We start from the raw sequence: 17,834 nt of genomic DNA, 5'->3' as shown, positions 1-17,834 counted from the left end.
ACGATTCGAGAGACGGAGGTACCCCGGATGGGGCGGTTGACCGGCAAGGTGGCGTTGATCAGCGGCGGAGCGCGCGGAATGGGCGCGGCGCACGCCAAGGCCCTGGTCGCCGAGGACGCGCGCGTGGTGCTCGGCGACGTGCTCGACGACGAGGGCGCCGCGGTCGCCGCGGAACTCGGCGACCACGCCGCCTACGTCCACCTGGACGTGCGCGAGCCGGACGACTGGCGCAAAGCCGTCGGCACGGCGGTGGAGCGATTCGGGTCGCTGAGCGTACTGGTGAACAACGCGGGCATCGTGAACGGCAACCTGCTGGTGGCTTTCGAATTGGCCGAATGGCAGCGGATCATCGACATCAACCTCACCGGCACATTCCTCGGGATGCAGGCCGCGACGCCCGCGATGATCGAGGCGGGCGGCGGCTCGATCATCAACATCTCCTCCGTCGAGGGCATGCGCGGCAGCCCTGGGCTGCACGGCTACACGGCCACCAAGTTCGCCGTACGCGGGCTCACCAAATCCACCGCGCTGGAGCTGGCGCAGTACAAGATCCGGGTGAATTCCGTGCACCCCGGCCTGATCCGGACGCCGATGACGGAGAACATCCCGGATGATTTCCTGCAGATCCCGCTCGGCCGCGGCGCCGACCCGTCCGAGGTCTCCGCGCTGGTGACCTTCCTGGCCAGCGACGAATCGTCGTACTCGACCGGCGCCGAGTTCGTCATCGACGGCGGTCTGACCGTGGGCGTCCCGCACAAGAGCTTCTGACTCACCCGCGGGTGGCCAGCAGCGCGAGCGGCGGCAGCGCCACCAGCGCCACGGCCACGGTCGCGTTGCTCCACTTGTAGGCCACCAGCAGCGCGGCGAATTCGCGCAGGAAGGCGCTCGGCAAGTAGTAGAAGGCGGTTCCCGCGCCCGTCACCTCGGCGTCGAGGTCGAGGCGGCGGGCCAGGATCGCGGTGCGCAACATGTGGAAGTTGCTCGTCACCAGCACCATTCGCGTGCTCGGCCCGCGCTCGCCGAGCAGCCGCTTGGTGAAGAGCAGATTCTCCTCGGTCGTCCCCGACCGGTCCTCCAGCACCACGCGGTCTCCCGGCACGCCCCGACCGATCAGGTAATCGGCCATGGCCGATGCCTCGGAGACCTTCTCGTCGTCTCCCTTGCCGCCACTGGCGATCAGCAAGGGAGCCCGGCCCGCATCGGCTTCGGCACGGTAGACCTCGATCGCCCGATCCAGGCGTGCGGCCAGCAACGGCGGCACCTCGCCGCCGGCCAAACCGGCTCCGTGCACGACGATCGCGTCCATTCCGGGACGGTAGGGCAACAGTCCGTAGCAGAGCGAGTACAACAGGAACGCCGCGAACAGGAATCCGGCATAGCTGATCGCCATCGTCAGCGAGGCCAGAAGCACCATCAGCCAGACGTTCTCGGTCAGCAGCGCGAAGACGAGCACCACGTAGGGCGCCAGCAGGGCGAAACCGAGTCCGAGCGGCAACAGATTCGGAAGACGCCACCCCTCCCGCCGCACCAGTTGTACGCCATTGGCGATGGCCAACCCGGCCAGCACCAGCACCAGCGCCGGCGACAGGAGCACCGTCAGCGGTGCGAGCACCACGGTGGCATCGCCCTCGGTGATCCGGCCGACCACCCACGCACCGACGAACCCCAGTCCCAGAAGCAAGAACACCCCGTGCCCCAGCCGCCTGCGGTCCCTGCCGAATCGCACCGCGAACACACCGAGCAGGACCACGCCGACCAGCAGAAGCACCGGGCCACGGTAACCGAGGGGTGCGCGGCGCGCCGCCCCCGTCCACGAGCGGCGCGGCGACCTCGGCTTTTCCCGATCTTTCCCCTACAGTGTGCGAGTCCGGGCATCGGTCGTAGACGACCGGTGTCCGGCTGCATTCGGCTTCAGCACACCAGCGTTACGGAACAGCACGTTGTGATGAAGGGGAGTCGACGAAAAACATGCTTCGATTATTCATCGCCGCCGCGGCGGCCACCCTCTGTGTGATCGCACCGCAAGCCGCGGCGCAACCGATCTACCCAGCACCGGATCCCGATCCGTTCTACGCCGCTCCGGCCGGACTGGACCGAGCCGCACCGGGCGAGGTCCTCGCCGTGCGGCCGATGCCCGCCCTACCGACGTTCCCCGGCTCGACGGTCACGATGATCAAATTCCGCTCCACCAACTCGGCGGGCGAGCCGATCGCGGCCACCACCACCGTCCTGACCCCGCAAAATCCCGCTCCCGGTAGGCCGCTGCTGTCCTATCAGCACATCATCAACGCGCTCGGCACCCAGTGCACGGTGTCCCGCGTGCTCTACACCAGCGACCCCAACCTGGAGATCCGCGAAGCGCCCGCCCTCAACGCTCTGCTGCTGCGCGGGTGGTCGGTCGCTCTCCCCGACCACCTGGGTCCGACCAGCGCGTACGGCGCCGCGAAACTGGGCGGGATGATCACGCTGGACGGCCTCCGCGCCGCACGGCAGGTCACGGAACTCGGCCTGGCGGACAGCCCGATCGGCCTGCTCGGATATTCCGGCGGCGGCATGGCGAGCGCATGGGCGGCCGCGCTGGCGCCCACCTATGCGCCGGAACTGCCGCTCGTCGGAGTCGCGTCGGGCGGGGTGCCGATGAATCTGGTCAAGATGATCGAGGGATTGGGCTATGCACCGCACGCGGTGTTCGGTCTCGCTTTCGCGGCCGCCCTGGGACTGGAGCGCGAGTACCCGACCCGGCTGCCGGTGAGCGATCAGCTCAACTCGCTCGGATTGTCGGTTCGCGGCCGAATCGCCAACAGCTGCACCAACGAGATCCTGCTGGTCGGGGCCGGGCGCGGCATCGTCGACGTCGCGGCCTCCAATTCGCTGGCCGACGACGAACGCGCGCGCAAGGTGCTCGAGGAGAACAGCCTGGAAGTTTACGGAGACATCCCGGCCACGCCGGTCTACCAATGGCGTGCGGAGCAGGACTCTCTCATCCCAGTGGACTCGGTGGACAACACAGTGCGGCGATATTGCGCCGCGGGCACCCGAGTGCAATACGAGAAATTCCTCAGCCCGGATCATCTGTCCGCGGCGGTGCTCGGCATACCGTCCGCCCTCAGCTGGCTGGAAGCGCGCTTCAAGGGCGTTCCAGCGCCGAGCAATTGCTGAGTCCGGCCCGGCGGTAACTCACCGCCGGGCCGGTATCTGGCCGTCACCGAACGGCCATATCGCATCTCACGCCGTGAGTCAGGCGTCCTTGCCGCTCTCGTACGCGCTCTGGCGAGCCTCGTCCAGATCCGCTTCGGCGCGGGCCTTCTCGGCCTCGGCTTCCTTCTGCGCCGCATCGCGCTGGGATTCGGCCTTGTCCTGCTGAGCGCGACCCTCGTTCTTCAGGTCCGCGTCACCGGTGACGACGCCAGCGGCTTCCTTCGCCTTCCCCTTGACATCCTCGACAACCCCTTCGACAGCTTCCAGGGGTCCGCTCCGATGCTCCGGCATCACTACCTCCCAATTCCTCGTCGGCTGACATGCGTCGCATACCCGCCTCCGGCGCGGACAATCATGCTGTGACCGTCGCCACCGAACGGCGCATCGACGCCGGTGCGGCGGCTGCCCTCACCGATCGCGCAGCGCGGAGACGGTGGCGACGATCAGCCCAAGCACCAGGGCCGCGACGATACTCCCGGCGAAGGCGGCCACACTCGGATCTGTGAGCACAGCCGCGCCGGCGAACGTGACGGCGAATGGCAGGAGCAGGAACGAAATGAGGGCAATGGTGGTCTGATTGCGGCGGTCGCGGTCCTCGAAGACCCGTCGGCGTTCCTCGGTGCGGCGCTGCCGTGCCTTTGCTTCGGCGAGCGCCTCGTCTTCCAGACGAGCGCGACGAGCTTGCAGATAGCGCGAGATATCGTCCAGATCGGCGACAACCTGTGCGTAGAGTTCGGTCATCCGATGCTGGCGTTGGAAGGCACGCAGCACGTCCGCAACCTGCACTCCGCGTTCGGAGACATTGTTCCACCATAGTTTCGCGCGCGTGTCGAGGATCTCGGCTTCCAGCGTCTCGACCGGCCCCGCCCCGGTGCGGTCCACCCGAATGTCCGCGATGCTATCTGCGATGCGGTGCAAGGCGTTCAGTTGCAGTGAGCCGAGCAGAACGGCGTCCAAGTGGATCGACCGCACGTAAGCGCGTGCGACGGTGTGGAAGTCGGTGGTGTCGGTCGAGGTCAGCGCGGTGTAGTTCACACCGTCACGCAGAACGAGCGCGCGCCAATCGCCCGAGAGGTGGACGGTATCGTCGAAAATTCCCGGATCGCCAGGGTCGGGCAGGCCGTCGGCTACGGACGTGCCGGACGCCAGGAACCATTGCCACCGTCGCGTTTCCGACCAGCACCCCAGTGTCGTCGGGTCGGGAACCGGCTCCGGCATCCGATCGCCTGCCCAGTGGAGGTGGCTGACGACGCGAGGTCGCCCGGACTCGAACGACACCTCGCCGACGAGCGCGGACAACCATCGGCGGCCGTCGCCGCGCGCTTTGGTCAATTCGGACAAGACCTCGACGGGCTGCTCCGACAGCTGTACATGCGCGACGGCGTAAGCACTTTCCGGACTCAGCAGCACTTCCCAGCCGTGGACGGTCGCACCGTGCAGGTCCGGCGCCGCTCGGATCATCTGCCGGTACCAGCGGCCGGTGCCCCCCACCGCATACTGTGCGCCGTACAGCGCGTCGTGCACGCGGGCCGAGAAGTACCCGGCTCGAGCGGTGCGGTCGGCGACCGCCGCTTCGCCCCCGCGCTCGGCTACGGAGCCGATTTCCGGGATCGGCACCGGAAACGGGCCGGGGAACCAGCCACAGGCCGAGGGCGTGCGATCGGCCGTCCAGCGCACCTGGAAGATCAGGCATGCGAATACATCAGCGGCCACGGCTTCTCCTGATTTCGGCGGTCACCGGCCTAGTAGCCTTCGAAGGAGAACGCGGCGGCGAACTGCTCCGCTTTCGGGGACAGCGGTGCGTTCTCGAGCACGGTCTTGACGTTGCGCAGCACCTCGGCGACGCCGGTCAGCAGACCGACCTGCAATTTCGTCCATGACTCGGCGTCGTCGTTCGCGAGGACTTTCCTTCCGGTCAATCTGAGGCAGATTCCCCCGAGAATTTCGGCATCCTCCGGATTGATGGAGGCGTGACCGTCGTTGTTCCGGAACCGCCGGACGGCATCCATCCGCCAATCGCGAATCGCCTCGCGGACCCCGTCGATCGGATACCGATCCTCGGGCTTCTTGGGGAGCTCGCCCTTGAGTCGCTTGTCCAACGCCTCGCCGAAAGCCTGCTGGCAGTGAATGATCCAGGCCGTGAAGTCGTGCGCGCCGTGCAGCGGACGCCCGAGCCCGAGCAGCCTGTCTTCGTGCAAGGAACCGAACAGTTCATCCGCACCGCATCGGCGCGAGAGATCGTTCAGGTGGGTCCGCAGATCCAGCAACTCTTCGGACAGTTGCTCCAGTCTCCGCCTCGCCTCGCGATCGACTCGCAGACCCGCGGGATGAAGTATGTCGATCGTCGACTGCAACCTGCCGCCGCGAGGACCGGATGGTTTGCCGACGTGGTGCGCGACGCCGGTGCCCAGATCCGCGAAATATCCGTGCAATACGTCCACACCGCCGGTCCGGCTCGGGTCGCCACCGCCCACCCGCACCAACTCCCGCAGCAGTGTGTGGTTCGGGATCAACCATTCCTGTGGATCGCCCTCGCCCGGTGGACGGTTCGTCCGCCACCAGCGCATGAAGGTGTCGCGCTCACCGATTCCGACGGCATGAAGGTTGATGCTCAGGAATTCGTGCAGTTCCTCCATCAGCGAGACGGGGTCGGTCACCGCGACCACGGCCTCTCCCGCGCTTTCCTCGCCCTGCTCGTGCCAGTCGGCTCCGTCACTGACCAGGACGATCAATCGGTCGTTACCCGGCACGCCATGGCGGTGCAGCAAGTCGGACGCGAAATGCAGTGCCTGCCCGATGTCGGTCGCCGCGTTCTCCGGTCGCAGCAGGCTGATAGCGCCCTGGAAGTCCCGCAGGGTCCGCTCGTCGTCAGGACCCTGGATCTCGGCCATGGAGCCCGACCGGGGAAAGACGCACATCGACGTAGTGGTGAATTTCACCAGAGCGATACGGGATACCCGGCCGGTGACATGCCGACGGATCTCGACCATATCCAGGAGGGAACGTTTCAGAGCTTCCATCCGCGAGATGAAGCTCGATCGCCGCTGCGACCCGAAACCGACCACCTCGGCCTGATACGCGATGTCGCTCCAGCCCATCGACCCGCTGCAATCGGCGAGGATCACGATATCGACCCCGTTGCGATTGCCGGCCAGGAACACGTCCAGTTCGGTCTCGGTGTCGATGTAGCAGAGGTCCGTCCGCTCCCGCCCGGAGCGGTCGAAAACCTGACGCACCCGGAACGACTCGCCGTCGGCGGATACCCACGGATCGCCGCCGAGATGAACCTGTTGTCCCACAAGGTCTTGCGCGTTGCGCAGCTGCTTGCACACGTCGTCCAGGCGGTTCTCGGTGAGCGGTTCCAGGACGATCCGCGCGGCCGGTTCGCAAGCCAGCGTGCTCAGGCGCCATCCGTGCTCATCAATCACTTCCAGCCGCAGCTGGTCCACCAGTTCCGTGCTGACGACGACGGACCCCTCCGGGACCGAAGGCGAGACGACGATCCGCACCGTCGCCTGCCGTGACGAGCCGGCGCCCACCTCGAAGACGCCGATCCGCGCGATGTCCGCCCCACCGGCCGTGCCGTGGCCGTCCACGGAGCGGACCGCGACGATATTCGCGCCGACGAGACCGTCGCCTTTCGCGACCTGCAATGTGTGCCGCCGGTTGTCCCATACGGTCGATGTCATCTCTCCTCCACTTTGACCTCGACACCGAGGGCTTTCGACGCCGCTCGACGCTCCGCGCCGCCGCGGCCGATGAACCTGCCCTTGTAGTCCGGCTCGACATGCACAAACAACAGGTTGGACCGAGGCCGGTAGTCCGAGAAGGCGATGTGGTCCGCGACCTCGGCGCGGCCGCGCGCCCGCAACCAAGCGGTGAGTCGATCGAAGAGTTCGCGGCCACGTCGCTCGGCTATGGCGGCGGCAGTCACGTCCGTACCGCGAAGTTTCTCCTGTTCCTGCAACAGGCGACGCATCACGCTTTCCGTGCGGCTGTCGCGCTGGAGTTCAGCGAACATCCGGTCGATGGAAGCTATGTCCAGCTTGCGCGAGCGGGAGTTGATGAAGATATGCCTGACGATCGTCAGCCGAGGCAAACTGATATAGGCGCGCTTGGCTTCGGTGCGCGGGCCGCGCCGGCGGTTCGCGGTTCCCGCCACGATCTGGAAGACGATCTGGCGGTCCTCCAGCGATTTCAATCGGCGCGCGTGTTCCGGGCACAGCCCCAGCCCTCGTTTGTGGGGGCCGAAGATCTGCCAGCGATAAGCGTGCTTGGCACACGCCGCGTTCCCGCAGGTCCTAGTCCTGCCGTCGGTGACGAACTCGCACGCGATGCTCCCGGTCGAGGTGCATCCCGGTCCGGCGCATTCCGGGAATTCCTTCCGGTAACAGTCCGGGCAGTACGACAGGTCGGCGGCGCCGGGATGCGCGACGCGATGCCGGTCACAGAAAGCGTTGCGGCCGCGGCAGTTGTCCCCGTTGCACCGGAACGTAGCCGCTGCTCCGCACGCGCAACTCGGCCGATGACGCGCACAGGTCGCGGTCATCCGGCCTTCGAGGACCACGGCGTGCTCGTCGCACACGCGTCCCTGCCGATCGCCCTGGTCGCATCCGGCGCACAGGAACGGCGCGTAGGTGACCCGGCCCGAGGCCGCGCAGGTCGTGCACTTGTGCCGGACCATCGCGGGTTCCAGGACGCCGCGTATGGAGAAGGTCGTGTCGGCGTCCACCCGGGCCGGAGCACACAGTCGATCCTGTACCCACAGCACGCAGGTCCGGTTGTCCCGCAGCGGGACGACGATCTTCTCGGTGCCGCGAAGACTTGCGCCGGCCAGCTGCTGTTCGATCTGCGTCCACAGCGCGCGTAATCCGGCCAGATCGGTCGGCGGATTGCTCGTCTGCCGGATATCCAGCACGACGTTGACGGGTTGACTCATGCCTGCGCCCCTCCGTCGGAGTCCAAAATGATCATTTCGACGTTGGCGCGGCGATCGGTCTTGCGCGCGTAGGTCTGATTGGTGATCAATCCGGCGCATACTCCTTTCGGCAGTCTGCGCGCCAAGCCCAGCAACGCGTCCACCGCGGATCTCCGTTCGTCCTCGGGCACATCGAGACGCACGCAGGCCCGGCCGTTGTCCGACAGCAGGCTGCTCAGCTCGTCCGGTACGCCATCGCCGATTTCCGCCGGTCCGCCGAGGACGAGCACCGTGGCGTTCGGCTGCCGCAGTACCCGGCGGATCTCCTTGCCGCGGCCGAGACGCGACAGCGCGGGCGCCAGATTGCGCGGCGGGCGGCCGGACAGCAGAACGCGCAGCCTGTCGTCCATGTCGCGCTGCTCGGTCAGCTCGTCGAACTCGCGAATGATCTCCTCGTCCGGCCTGCGCTGACGGGCGGGACGCACCGGCGCTCTCCGCCCGTTCGCCGCAGGATGCCTCGACCGCTGAGCGGCCAGTCTGGTTCGCCAAGCCGCCTCCAGAGTTCCCAGGCTGCCCGGAGCGACCTGCCTGTTGTGCCTGGTCACCTGGTCGTCCGCCAGCGCCGCCCGGTCCCGCAGCAGCGCCGCGAACTCGCTGCTTCCGAGTCGGTGCTTTCGGCCCCAGGCCGCGAGCAGATCGTTCTCGGTCTGTGCGTATTCCGGGTGCAGCGACGCGAGCGCCGGAGCGGAGAGCAACGGCAGGATCTCGCGCGGCTCGATCTGCATCGCGTACAGTTCGGCGCTCAGGTCCTCCAGCAGATCGGCCACCGATTCGGCCGCCGAGCGGCGAACGGTTCCCTGTTCCCGTTCCCGCGTCCTGCGCCGCTCGTCGGCTTCGTGCTCGAACTCCCCGCCCATGCCCTTGGCAATGGCGTTGGCTCGATTCCGATCGAGCATCTGTTGCCTGGGGGCGGACATGCGCCCTCCCTCGCGCCCCATCATCCGCGCGCGCACCGCAAGTGCCTGCAGCAGAACAGCCTGCGCTACAGCGGAACTCGGGAAAACCTGGGCATCGAGGCATCGGAGGCTGACATTCGGAATCCCCAACTCGCCGTCGCCGACCGGATTCACGTCCATCACCGCGAAGCCCGATACGCGATCGTCGCGGCGCAGCGCCTGCTCGACCCGCCGCAGGTGCCGGACGGAGGCGGACGCGATATACCGAGTCGAGACCTGGTCTTTCGACTCCGCCAAACGGAGCGAACCACGGCCGGTGACGCGGCCCGCGACGAACAGCGCACGCCCACTGAGTGCAATGAGCTCCGGGACGTAGCGCCGGATCAGGTTGCTGAGGATCTCGCGTTGGAGATCATCGGCGACCTCGATGGCATGCCCGTCCTCGCACAGCAGGCGATGCGGCGCGGCGCCCCAGGAGACGCCCGACGGCAGCATCGTCCCACCGGCCTGCCGTACCCGCTCCGCGGCGGCGGAGACGGACTCGGCCAAGCCGTCGACAACCGCGGAACGCTGCGCGGGCTCGCTGACCCACACCGGTCCCGTATCAATCCACAGACAGCCAGGCCGATTCGCCTTCAAATACACTCGCGGAAAATCATCGCCGGATGGCGATGACGCGACAAATGACCGCTGCAATTTTCGATGTATTTCATCGACATCGTCCGCGGCGATCACGTAGCCCTTCAGAATTCGATGCCGCAACGGCGCATTTCTGTAAGCGCTCACGAGCACAATACATACCTCATCACCCCGGCGGAGATGCGGACATGTACGTCCCTGTCTCCGGTCATACTCTCAATCATGTTACCGCCGAGCTACATCGATGGAGGCAGATGAAAGAAGTTATTTCTCACCGAGACCGACAAGTGTCGAGCAATATCTTGCCGAGCATCCGCCTCCCCCGGCAAATTCCAATCGGCCTGCGGTCGGATCGCCCGCACCCGGACCCACGCCCAGCGTGCGAGACGATCCTGTCCACCTCCCGTCAGCCTTGCTCCCCGCTCTCCGCGACGGACAGCTCCACAGCCACGGGATCGCTCGGGCTGTCGGCGACCACCGCGGCCGCGTCGCCCAGTTCGGGCAGCGCCACCGGCGATTCGACCGGGTCTTCGGGTTCCGAGACCGTGTCTCGCACGGCTTTGGGTTCGTCCTCCGGCTGCGGCGCGGGGGCACCGGCGCACTCGTCGTCCGCCGGATGCAGCGCCGCCAGATCGGGCGCCCCCGTGAGATCCACCTCGGCTCCGACCGGGTTCCGCCCGCAGGTCGGGCATTCGGGGTCGCCTTGGACGCTGAGCCAAACCGACTGATACCCGTGCTGCGCGGCGGCGTCCCCGAAGAGCCGGGGGAAGAACTCGTAGCCGGGAACGGTGGAGAGGATGAGGAATTGGTACCCGCGCATCAACGCGGTGGACACGAGATTCCCGGCGGAATGGGCGGGCGCGCCCGCATGTCCGAGTTCCAGCAGTCCGATGGCGATCTTCACCGACGCCGTCACGATATGGCTGATGTCGGCGCCGAGCGCAGGCTCGGCGATCAACTGGCCGGTGCCGTAGTCGAGACCGGCTGAATCACGCTCCCGCGCCTGGCGATTGGCCGCCGCGCACCGATAGCAGCGGGTGATCCCGGGCACGGTGAACACCACCTCCCCCGCGTGTCCGCGCGCGTAGACGCCGCCGAAGACGGCGGGCACGCCGAGAGTCCACGCGCGGTGGTCGAGTTCCCGCTGCGCCTTCGGGTCGTCGGTGGCCGCGATCACCAGGTCGCAATCGCGGATCATGGTGAGCAGTTCGTGGTCCGGGACGTCGCTCAGTGCGGCAGTGCGGGTATCGACGGTCACGGCCGGGTTGATCGCCCGCAGATGGGAAGCCAGCGCCTCGGTCTTGGCCGAGCCGACATCGGCGAGGTCGTACACCGACCGGGACAGATTCTCCGGCGCGACCCGATCCGGATCGATCAGCGTGAACCGCTCCACGGACGCGCGCGCCAGCGCCTCCGCGGTCTGCGATCCGCCGGAACCCAGGCCGACGATCAGCACCCGCGCAGTCCGCAGCGTGGCAGCGGCCGCCCCGTCGAGGCGAGCCCGCAGACCCTCACGAGCGGCGTCTGATCCCTCGGAAGCGGATGCGTCCGAGGGAACGGTAGGGTGCCTGCCGGATCGCACCGTATCTCTCGCCATGGCCTCGTCCAGCGCGGACGCCAGACGCGATCCCTCATCGGTGTTGAGGCTCCAGGCCAGCGGCAACGCGACTGTGGCAGAGGAACCGAGGCCCGCGGCGATCTCCGCGAGCGGGCCGGGTCGTCCCGCCCGGCGGGTCAGCAGCACCAACGGCGGCACAGTGGGATAGAGCGCGGGAAACAACGCGGTGACATCGGCACTGCGCTCGCTGAGCGAAACGACGGCGTACAGCACACCGTCGATCGTGGCGTAGGAGACCGGCGACTCCACCCGCGCGCCGAGCCTGCGCGCGAGCAGGTTCGTGTCACGGAAGATCGGGATCACCCGCGGCCGTGCGGGTTCGACTCGCACCGCTCCGCGAACTCGCGCCTCCGCCACATACACCGACAGCGTGCCCGACCCCAGTGCCACCCGATGCTCATCCAGGAGCTGCCGTCCACCCGGCGAGGTGACGATGGGGCAGATCATCCGTCCGAGCCACGGCGCTTTGCCGAGTTGGTCGGCGAAGGCTCGATGATCGCCTGCCGAGGGATGGTCGATGCCTATCGGGTGCGAATGCACGATGCCCTTGAACTCGAGATTCGCGTCGGACCGCTCGGTCTGCGCGACCCGTTGCCGCAACGTCGGCGAGGGCGTGTACGTTACGCCGGTAACCGCGGCGTGGGGATCGGGAACGAACCGGGAGACCACCGGTTGCCCTACCGGCCCGACGAGGGCTCCGCCACGCTCGGGCGGATGGGCGGCGATGAAGCTGTCGATTTCCCAGAGCACGGTGTCGTGGAACGCGACCTCGAGGTTCGTCATGGTCAGTCCTGTCCGACGTTGAACTGGAACCCGTGGCCACGCCGATAGCACGACGCGCCCCGCGTCCACAGCGCCGCCTTCGCGTAGGTCGCGGCCATGCTGGGGTAGCCGCTGCCGTCCCGCTTGGTCAGGCAGAGTGTGCCGTCGGGCCAGAGGTGACTGCCGTGCGGGTCCACCGATCCGCCGAGGCGCGGTTCGACCAGCGCCACCCGATACACCCCATAGCCTTCGTGGTAGTAGAGGAACAGGCTGTATTTGTCGCCGAACTCGTTCGTGATGCTGAAATGCCAACCGTTGTAGGTCCCGTCCGAGACTCGAACGGTGTTGCGCGGCATATTGGACCGCACGAAACTCGACTCGGTCGCGATGCGGCCGGACGAGTAGAACGTGTCGCTGGTGACCTCGGCGATGCGCTCGCCGCCGGTGGCGTCATCGCCCATGAACAGCTCGCCTTCCCTGCCGACGTACACGTGCTTCGTCGGATCGTCCGGCTGCCCGTCGTTGCGCTGCGCCTCTTTGACCGCGTCTGCGATCGCGTTGAGATCGACCGCCATGGTCAGGCCGGTGACCGTGGCGAAACGCCCGGAATCACGGGTCCGGCGCCACGGCAGGCCATAGAAGGTGTCGCCGGTGACCTCGGCCACCGTTTCCCTGGCTGTGCTCTCGGCATCGACGATATCGATCGACCCGTCGCGCGCGACCTCGACCCGGGGATGGCGTCCGGGCACGGACGTCTCGGTCAGACCTCCGTCGACGACATCCTCCTCGTGCGCGAACGGCGGGCGCGGCACGATGTCGCTACTGGTCGGCGGACTGTCGAAGACCATGGAACGGGGTATCGGCGCGTCCGATTCAACCGGTTCCGAACGATCCCACGGGTAGTCCTCATCTGTCATGGGGCAATTTTCGAGCTACAGCTAGGTGCGGCTCTAGAGGATTGATTCCCCCAAATATCTTGCCGCGTATGGAGCAGTGCCCGCAAAATTCAGCCGGTTCGCGGGCTCGCCCCTCGTTACGAACGTCCATCCACGAGCCGGATCCAAGCGCCATACCGGTGCATGAGCCAATACAGCCGCTGGTGCCCGTCTCGGGCCCGGTCTCCATCGGCCGTCGGCGGAACCAGTTGAGCAACCAACTCCGCGATGCTCTCGCTGACCTTCTTCTCCGTCGAGTACACCGCGCCCGCGATGGCGGCGGTCGTCGGGACGATCGATCCGGCCGCGACAACCTGGAGGATGCTCCGTTGCAAAGGCGTGCAGCGAAACGGGCTTCGGCGCGGTCGACGCGACACATAGGCGTAGACGAACGCCGCCGCCGTTCGATCCACCCTCTCCCCGTCGGCTCGGCCCGCGACAATTTCCAGCGCCCGTTCGATCGCCATGGTGGCCGGCTCGGCCGTCTCACGGCCGGCTTCGGGGCTTTCGAGCTTGCGTAGTTTGCGGTCGCTGAGCTTGGACCTGCGCTCCGACAACGTCACCACCCGGATGTCGGTCGCACCGAGCTCGAGTCCGGTCTCATAGGCGATCGCGTGCTGCGTCGCCACCGAAACCTCCAGGGTGGGAGCCACGACGGCCACTGCCACGTCCGGTGGCCGATCGAGCTGACCACGAATGGCGCGCGCTTCGACGACTGGGTCGTAGCGCAACCGGCTGTCGAAAGTGGCCTCGAAGACCACCGAGTAGTGCGTTCGGACGGGTAGGGCCGACCGCGCCGCGCCGCCGGACGGAGCGACCAGATCGACTCGGCGCCAACCTGATTCCACTTTGGGCACGAAGAACTCCGTCGCCGCCAGCCAGAACAGCACATGCTCGTCGGCCGAACTGGCGTCATGCGCGGTCGCCACTATCCGCGGCGGCGTGCCGGCGACCCGGGATCCGCGCGAGGAACGGCCGAGCCGTGCCTGCGCGGGCTCGACGTGGTCGCTGCTGGGTATCTTGATCACGTGGGTCACTCCCGTTCTCGGTTCCACCTGCGGCCGTTCCGGAGAACCAGATGGTTTCGAGCCTCGCGAGTCGACGAACCATATTCCCTGACAGCCCCGTTTGCCCGGTCTGCCGCGCAGCACCCACGCGATGGATGTCGCAGCCGACGCGGGCCCCGCCAGGCCGGACGTTCGAATGGGGAACACCGTAGCGCCCCGGGACAACCGGTCGGGTGGTAGCGAGGCCATACCTCGCTCGTAAGCAGCGCGGCCACGAGCCGCGCGAATTGTTGAACCCCGGTTATCGGCACCGGATGCGCTGGTCGCTTCTCCGGTGCCACGGACCTGGACGGTGCGGCCGACCAAGCCTGAGCCTGTGTCCTTCCGGTGACTCGCATCCTCGGCATCGGATGCGGGGTACGCGGGGACGGCGTGACGGCGACCTGTGTGGGTCCGCCGCCAGCTTCGTCGAGAATAGTCGGCGTGCGGACCGTCTTCGAGGTGCCCCGTACCGGGTTCCGCCGGAGACGCACTCGCGGCAGCGTGGCGAATCCGCACCCTGCCAGCCGGTACGTCATCTGACGAGCCCCTGTGACAGACCGATCGGAACCGAACGGACCGCCGTTACCGCCTCGGCGTGTCTACGGGAGTGTCGAATGCCGACCCAGCGGCTGTCCATACGCCGAAGGCCCTGGCCGTCGATGCGACCAGGGCCTTCGCCGTGTGGGAATCCGTTAGTGCTTGGCGAGTACGGGAGCCGCGGACTCCGGCTCCTCCGCTCCCTCCGGTGCGGCGGACCGGCCCGGCAGCAGCACCGCCATGACGATCACGATCAGCGCCAGCGCCGCCGAGACGAGGAAGGCCAGGCGCATGCCGTCGAGGTGGGCGGCGACGAGGTCGGCGCCATCGGCGGCGAGCGAGGTGGCGCGCGCCGACATCACCGTCACCACCAGAGCGGTGCCGAACGCCGCGGCGACCTGCTGCAAGGTGCCGAGCATGGAACTGCCGTGCGAGTACAGATGCTGCGGCAGCGCACCGAGACCCAGGGTGAACACCGGGGTGAAGGCCGCCGCCAGCGACACCATCAGCACGATGTGCAGGCCGAGCAGCTGCCAGTACGGCATGGTCATCGAGATCTGGGTGAACCCGGCCAGCGAGGCGGCGATGCCGACCGACCCGGGAATCACCAGCCAGCGACCGCCGAACCGGTCGAACAGGCGACCGACCGTCGGTCCGAGCAGACCCATCGCCAAACCGCCCGGCATCACCAGCAGGCCGGTGGCCAACGGGCTCAGTCCGCGCAGGTTCTGCAGGTACAGCGGCAGCAGGATCATCGACCCGAGCATGGCCATGAACGCCACCGACATCAGGATCAACGCCTTGGCGTAGGTGCCCGACAGCAGAACGCGCAGATCGAGCAGCGGGGTGCCGGTGCGCTGCAAGCGCAACTGACGCCACACGAACAGGGCGATCAGCGCCGAGCCCACGGCGACGATGCCGATCGGGCCTGCGAAGTCGTCGCTTTCGAATCGGCTGAGCCCGAACACCAGTCCACCGAACCCGAGCGCCGCAAGCGCCACGCTGGCCACATCGATCTGCCCGGCTTGCGGTTCACCGACGTTCTCCAGCTGCCGCAGCCCCAGCCAAGTGATCACACCCGCGATCGGCAGCACCAACACGAAAAGCCAACGCCACGACGCGATTTGCAGCACACCGCCGGAGATCACCGGCCCCATCGCGGGCGCCACCGAGATGGCCAAGGTGACATTGCCCATCACTCTGCCGCGGTCGTGCTCGGCCACCACCGTCATCAATGTGGTCATCAACAGCGGCATCATCACCGCGGTGCCGAAGGCTTGCACGATCCGGCCGAGCAGCAGCACCGCGAACGACGGCGCGATCGCCGACAACGCGGTGCCCGCCAGGAAGACGCCCATCGCCGCCGCGTACGCCTGCCGGGTCGACACGCGTTGCAGGAACCAGCCGGTGGTCGGGATGACTGCCGCCATCGTCAGCATGAACGCCGTCGACACCCACTGCGCCGCCCGGTCGGTGATCGCCAGATCCGACATCAAGCGCGGAATCGCGTTGATCATGATGGTCTCGTTCAGGATCACCACGAAGGTAGCGAGAACCAGCACCCGGATGACGGTCGGCGTCCGCCCTCCCGAAGCTGGAACGGATGGTGCGGCGGACATCGGATACCTCCGGAGGCATGGGTCGTTGACAGAACATGTGGCCCGTTGCCGAGTCACCGGATCGCGTCCCGGCGCCACAGCTGTAGAGACGTCGTCACTCGGTCGAACTCATCGGGCGCGGGTCAGTATTCCGCCCGGCACCGACACAAATCACCTGGTTTTCCCGCCGCCCGAGTCCGCAATCTACCGGTAACCCGCTGGTCAACAGCTCGCGCCCGCAGCCACCGAGACCAAATCGTGAGCCTGGTCACTACCTCGGCACGCCCGGGAGACGGCCACGGGCCGTCACGGCACCGACGTCCGTGCGAAGACCGCGATGTCATCCGGAGCGTCCTCGGTGCGATCCGCAGTCGCGGGGTCGTTCAACAACCCCCGCAAAGCGGGGATGACACGCTTTCCATCGATAGCTCGATGGATGCGAGCGACATGCCAGAGGGCCGTGGCCGCAACCCCACGCACATGGGAGTCCCAATCGCCGAGCAAACCCAGAGCCCGATCGGTCACCCACGCGGCATCCGAATCATGCAGTGCCACCCGCGGAATCGCTTCACGAACAGCCGCGCTTTCGTCGGATGCCAACATTGCCATCGCCTCATCCCGCGGGATCGGTTCCAGCCTTCGATACACAGCCACAACAGTTCATCCTCTTGGAAGGAGGCAATTGACGTGAACCAGCCTGATGAGCAACCCTGTGACGCGGATGGATACCCGAAGCACCCGCAATAGACGTTCGGCGCTTTTCTGGGGTCGAATACGAAATCGGCCCCCAACCTCGGAAAACCCGCGGGTCAGGGGCCATTTGCTCCCCCATCTGGACTCGAACCAGAAACCTGCCGTTATCGATGTGTTCGATAACACTTCCCGAGAATTCTCAAAAGTACCCATGAGCTGCGCAGATAGCCGATTTCGATCCTCCGACACTTCTCACTGAATCCCGGCAGTTCGCGGTGAATCCATGTCGTTTCCGTGTCGTTCGTCGAATGAGCGCAGAGCAATGGCGGAAGACTATTATGGGAGATAACCCCGGCGCCACAGTCAAGAAGGTAGGGTAATGAACTCTGGCGACTTCATCACTCGATTGAAGCGGTACGGAGACCTGGAGTGGTACCGCCATGCGGGCGGCACCGGCGACGACGGTACTCCCACTCCACCACTTGTTGTCTGGCGCTTTCCCGAACCTCAGCCGGCTCGCCTCGCTGAACTCTTGCACGAGGCCGCCTCCGCCGCGAAGCGAGAGATCGACTGGCTGTTCGACACCACCCGACGAAACTGGGTACTCGTACCTTCACGAGTGATGGCAGAGAAAGAACGCCACGGACTGGCCACCGAAGCACAAGCTGTCGACCTACTGGTGCGGACAGACCCAGATTTCTGCCACCGGTCGGTACGTGATCTCGAGAGAATCATCGCGGTATTGGACCGATATTCCGGCGGCTGACGCGTCAAACTCACGCCACTAAAGACGGTGAGCAGCCTAATGGCGTACGTGTCATGCTGAAACGGACTAACCTCTCACCTGGTAATTGGCGACCCTGGCGGTAACCCGCAACCATGCATCCCGGCTCAGCCTGGCCTGCCAGACCTCGCAATTTTCCACAACCGC

General features: G+C 66.7%; 14 protein-coding genes. 3 read left to right on the top strand and 11 right to left on the bottom strand.

The genetic code is table 11. From position 1 onward, the window contains the following. The first annotated feature begins 27 nt into the window (after positions 1-27). Positions 28-768, top strand: coding sequence for a glucose 1-dehydrogenase (locus tag U3653_RS06460; protein WP_195077669.1), 741 nt, complete (start codon positions 28-30; stop codon positions 766-768). Between the two features lies 1 nt (position 769). Here the strand turns inward: U3653_RS06460 and U3653_RS06455 are convergent, their stop codons facing one another. Then, the gene (locus U3653_RS06455; protein WP_195077668.1) at positions 770-1,768 is read right to left on the bottom strand and encodes a YdcF family protein; all 999 of its coding nucleotides are present in this window, start codon (positions 1,766-1,768) and stop codon (positions 770-772) included. Positions 1,769-1,968: 200 nt separating this feature from the next. Between U3653_RS06455 and U3653_RS06450 the strand changes: the two genes are divergently transcribed. Beyond that, positions 1,969-3,159 (top strand): lipase family protein, encoded by a 1,191-nt coding sequence (locus U3653_RS06450; RefSeq protein ID WP_195077667.1) that lies wholly within the window; start codon positions 1,969-1,971, stop codon positions 3,157-3,159. Between the two features lie 78 nt (positions 3,160-3,237). Here U3653_RS06450 and mbp1 read toward each other — a convergent pair whose 3' ends face one another. The 10 genes from mbp1 to U3653_RS06400 all read right to left on the bottom strand — a co-directional run bounded on the left by mbp1 (position 3,238) and on the right by U3653_RS06400 (position 16,819). Then, a complete protein-coding gene (mbp1, locus tag U3653_RS06445; protein ID WP_195077666.1) occupies positions 3,238-3,489 on the bottom strand; it encodes a microaggregate-binding protein 1 in 252 nt (83 codons plus the stop codon). A gap of 117 nt (positions 3,490-3,606) precedes the next feature. Continuing rightward, positions 3,607-4,722: a hypothetical protein gene (locus U3653_RS06440; protein WP_195077665.1), complete on the bottom strand. Its 1,116-nt coding sequence runs from the start codon at positions 4,720-4,722 to the stop codon at positions 3,607-3,609. Between the two features lie 218 nt (positions 4,723-4,940). After that, positions 4,941-6,887, bottom strand: a complete 1,947-nt coding sequence (locus U3653_RS06435) for a vWA domain-containing protein (protein ID WP_195077664.1) — start codon at positions 6,885-6,887, stop codon at positions 4,941-4,943. Then, the gene (locus U3653_RS06430) at positions 6,884-8,236 is read right to left on the bottom strand and encodes a KH domain-containing protein (protein ID WP_323123898.1); all 1,353 of its coding nucleotides are present in this window, start codon (positions 8,234-8,236) and stop codon (positions 6,884-6,886) included. The genes U3653_RS06435 and U3653_RS06430 overlap by 4 nt, the downstream gene beginning before the upstream one ends. After that, positions 8,134-9,858, bottom strand: coding sequence for a hypothetical protein (locus U3653_RS06425; RefSeq protein WP_323123899.1), 1,725 nt, complete (start codon positions 9,856-9,858; stop codon positions 8,134-8,136). Before U3653_RS06425 ends, U3653_RS06430 begins: the two co-directional genes overlap by 103 nt. Before the next feature lie 259 nt (positions 9,859-10,117). Next, complete coding sequence (locus tag U3653_RS06420; protein WP_195077661.1) at positions 10,118-12,112, bottom strand: ThiF family adenylyltransferase; 1,995 nt, start codon at positions 12,110-12,112, stop codon at positions 10,118-10,120. Positions 12,113-12,114: 2 nt separating this feature from the next. After that, the gene (locus U3653_RS06415; RefSeq protein ID WP_195077660.1) at positions 12,115-13,008 is read right to left on the bottom strand and encodes a hypothetical protein; all 894 of its coding nucleotides are present in this window, start codon (positions 13,006-13,008) and stop codon (positions 12,115-12,117) included. A gap of 116 nt (positions 13,009-13,124) precedes the next feature. After that, positions 13,125-14,054 (bottom strand): hypothetical protein, encoded by a 930-nt coding sequence (locus tag U3653_RS06410; protein ID WP_324722346.1) that lies wholly within the window; start codon positions 14,052-14,054, stop codon positions 13,125-13,127. Positions 14,055-14,767: 713 nt separating this feature from the next. Further along, a complete protein-coding gene (locus tag U3653_RS06405; protein WP_195077658.1) occupies positions 14,768-16,231 on the bottom strand; it encodes an MDR family MFS transporter in 1,464 nt (487 codons plus the stop codon). Positions 16,232-16,516: 285 nt separating this feature from the next. Continuing rightward, positions 16,517-16,819, bottom strand: a complete 303-nt coding sequence (locus U3653_RS06400; protein ID WP_195077657.1) for a hypothetical protein — start codon at positions 16,817-16,819, stop codon at positions 16,517-16,519. A gap of 463 nt (positions 16,820-17,282) precedes the next feature. Between U3653_RS06400 and U3653_RS06395 the strand changes: the two genes are divergently transcribed. Continuing rightward, positions 17,283-17,669, top strand: coding sequence for a hypothetical protein (locus tag U3653_RS06395; RefSeq protein ID WP_195077656.1), 387 nt, complete (start codon positions 17,283-17,285; stop codon positions 17,667-17,669). The last annotated feature ends 165 nt before the right edge of the window (positions 17,670-17,834 follow it).

Source organism: Nocardia implantans (assembly GCF_035544775.1).
GTDB lineage: Bacteria > Actinomycetota > Actinomycetes > Mycobacteriales > Mycobacteriaceae > Nocardia > Nocardia implantans.
Note: the sequence above shows the minus strand (reverse complement) of the source record. Positions and strands in the feature narration are given on the sequence as shown.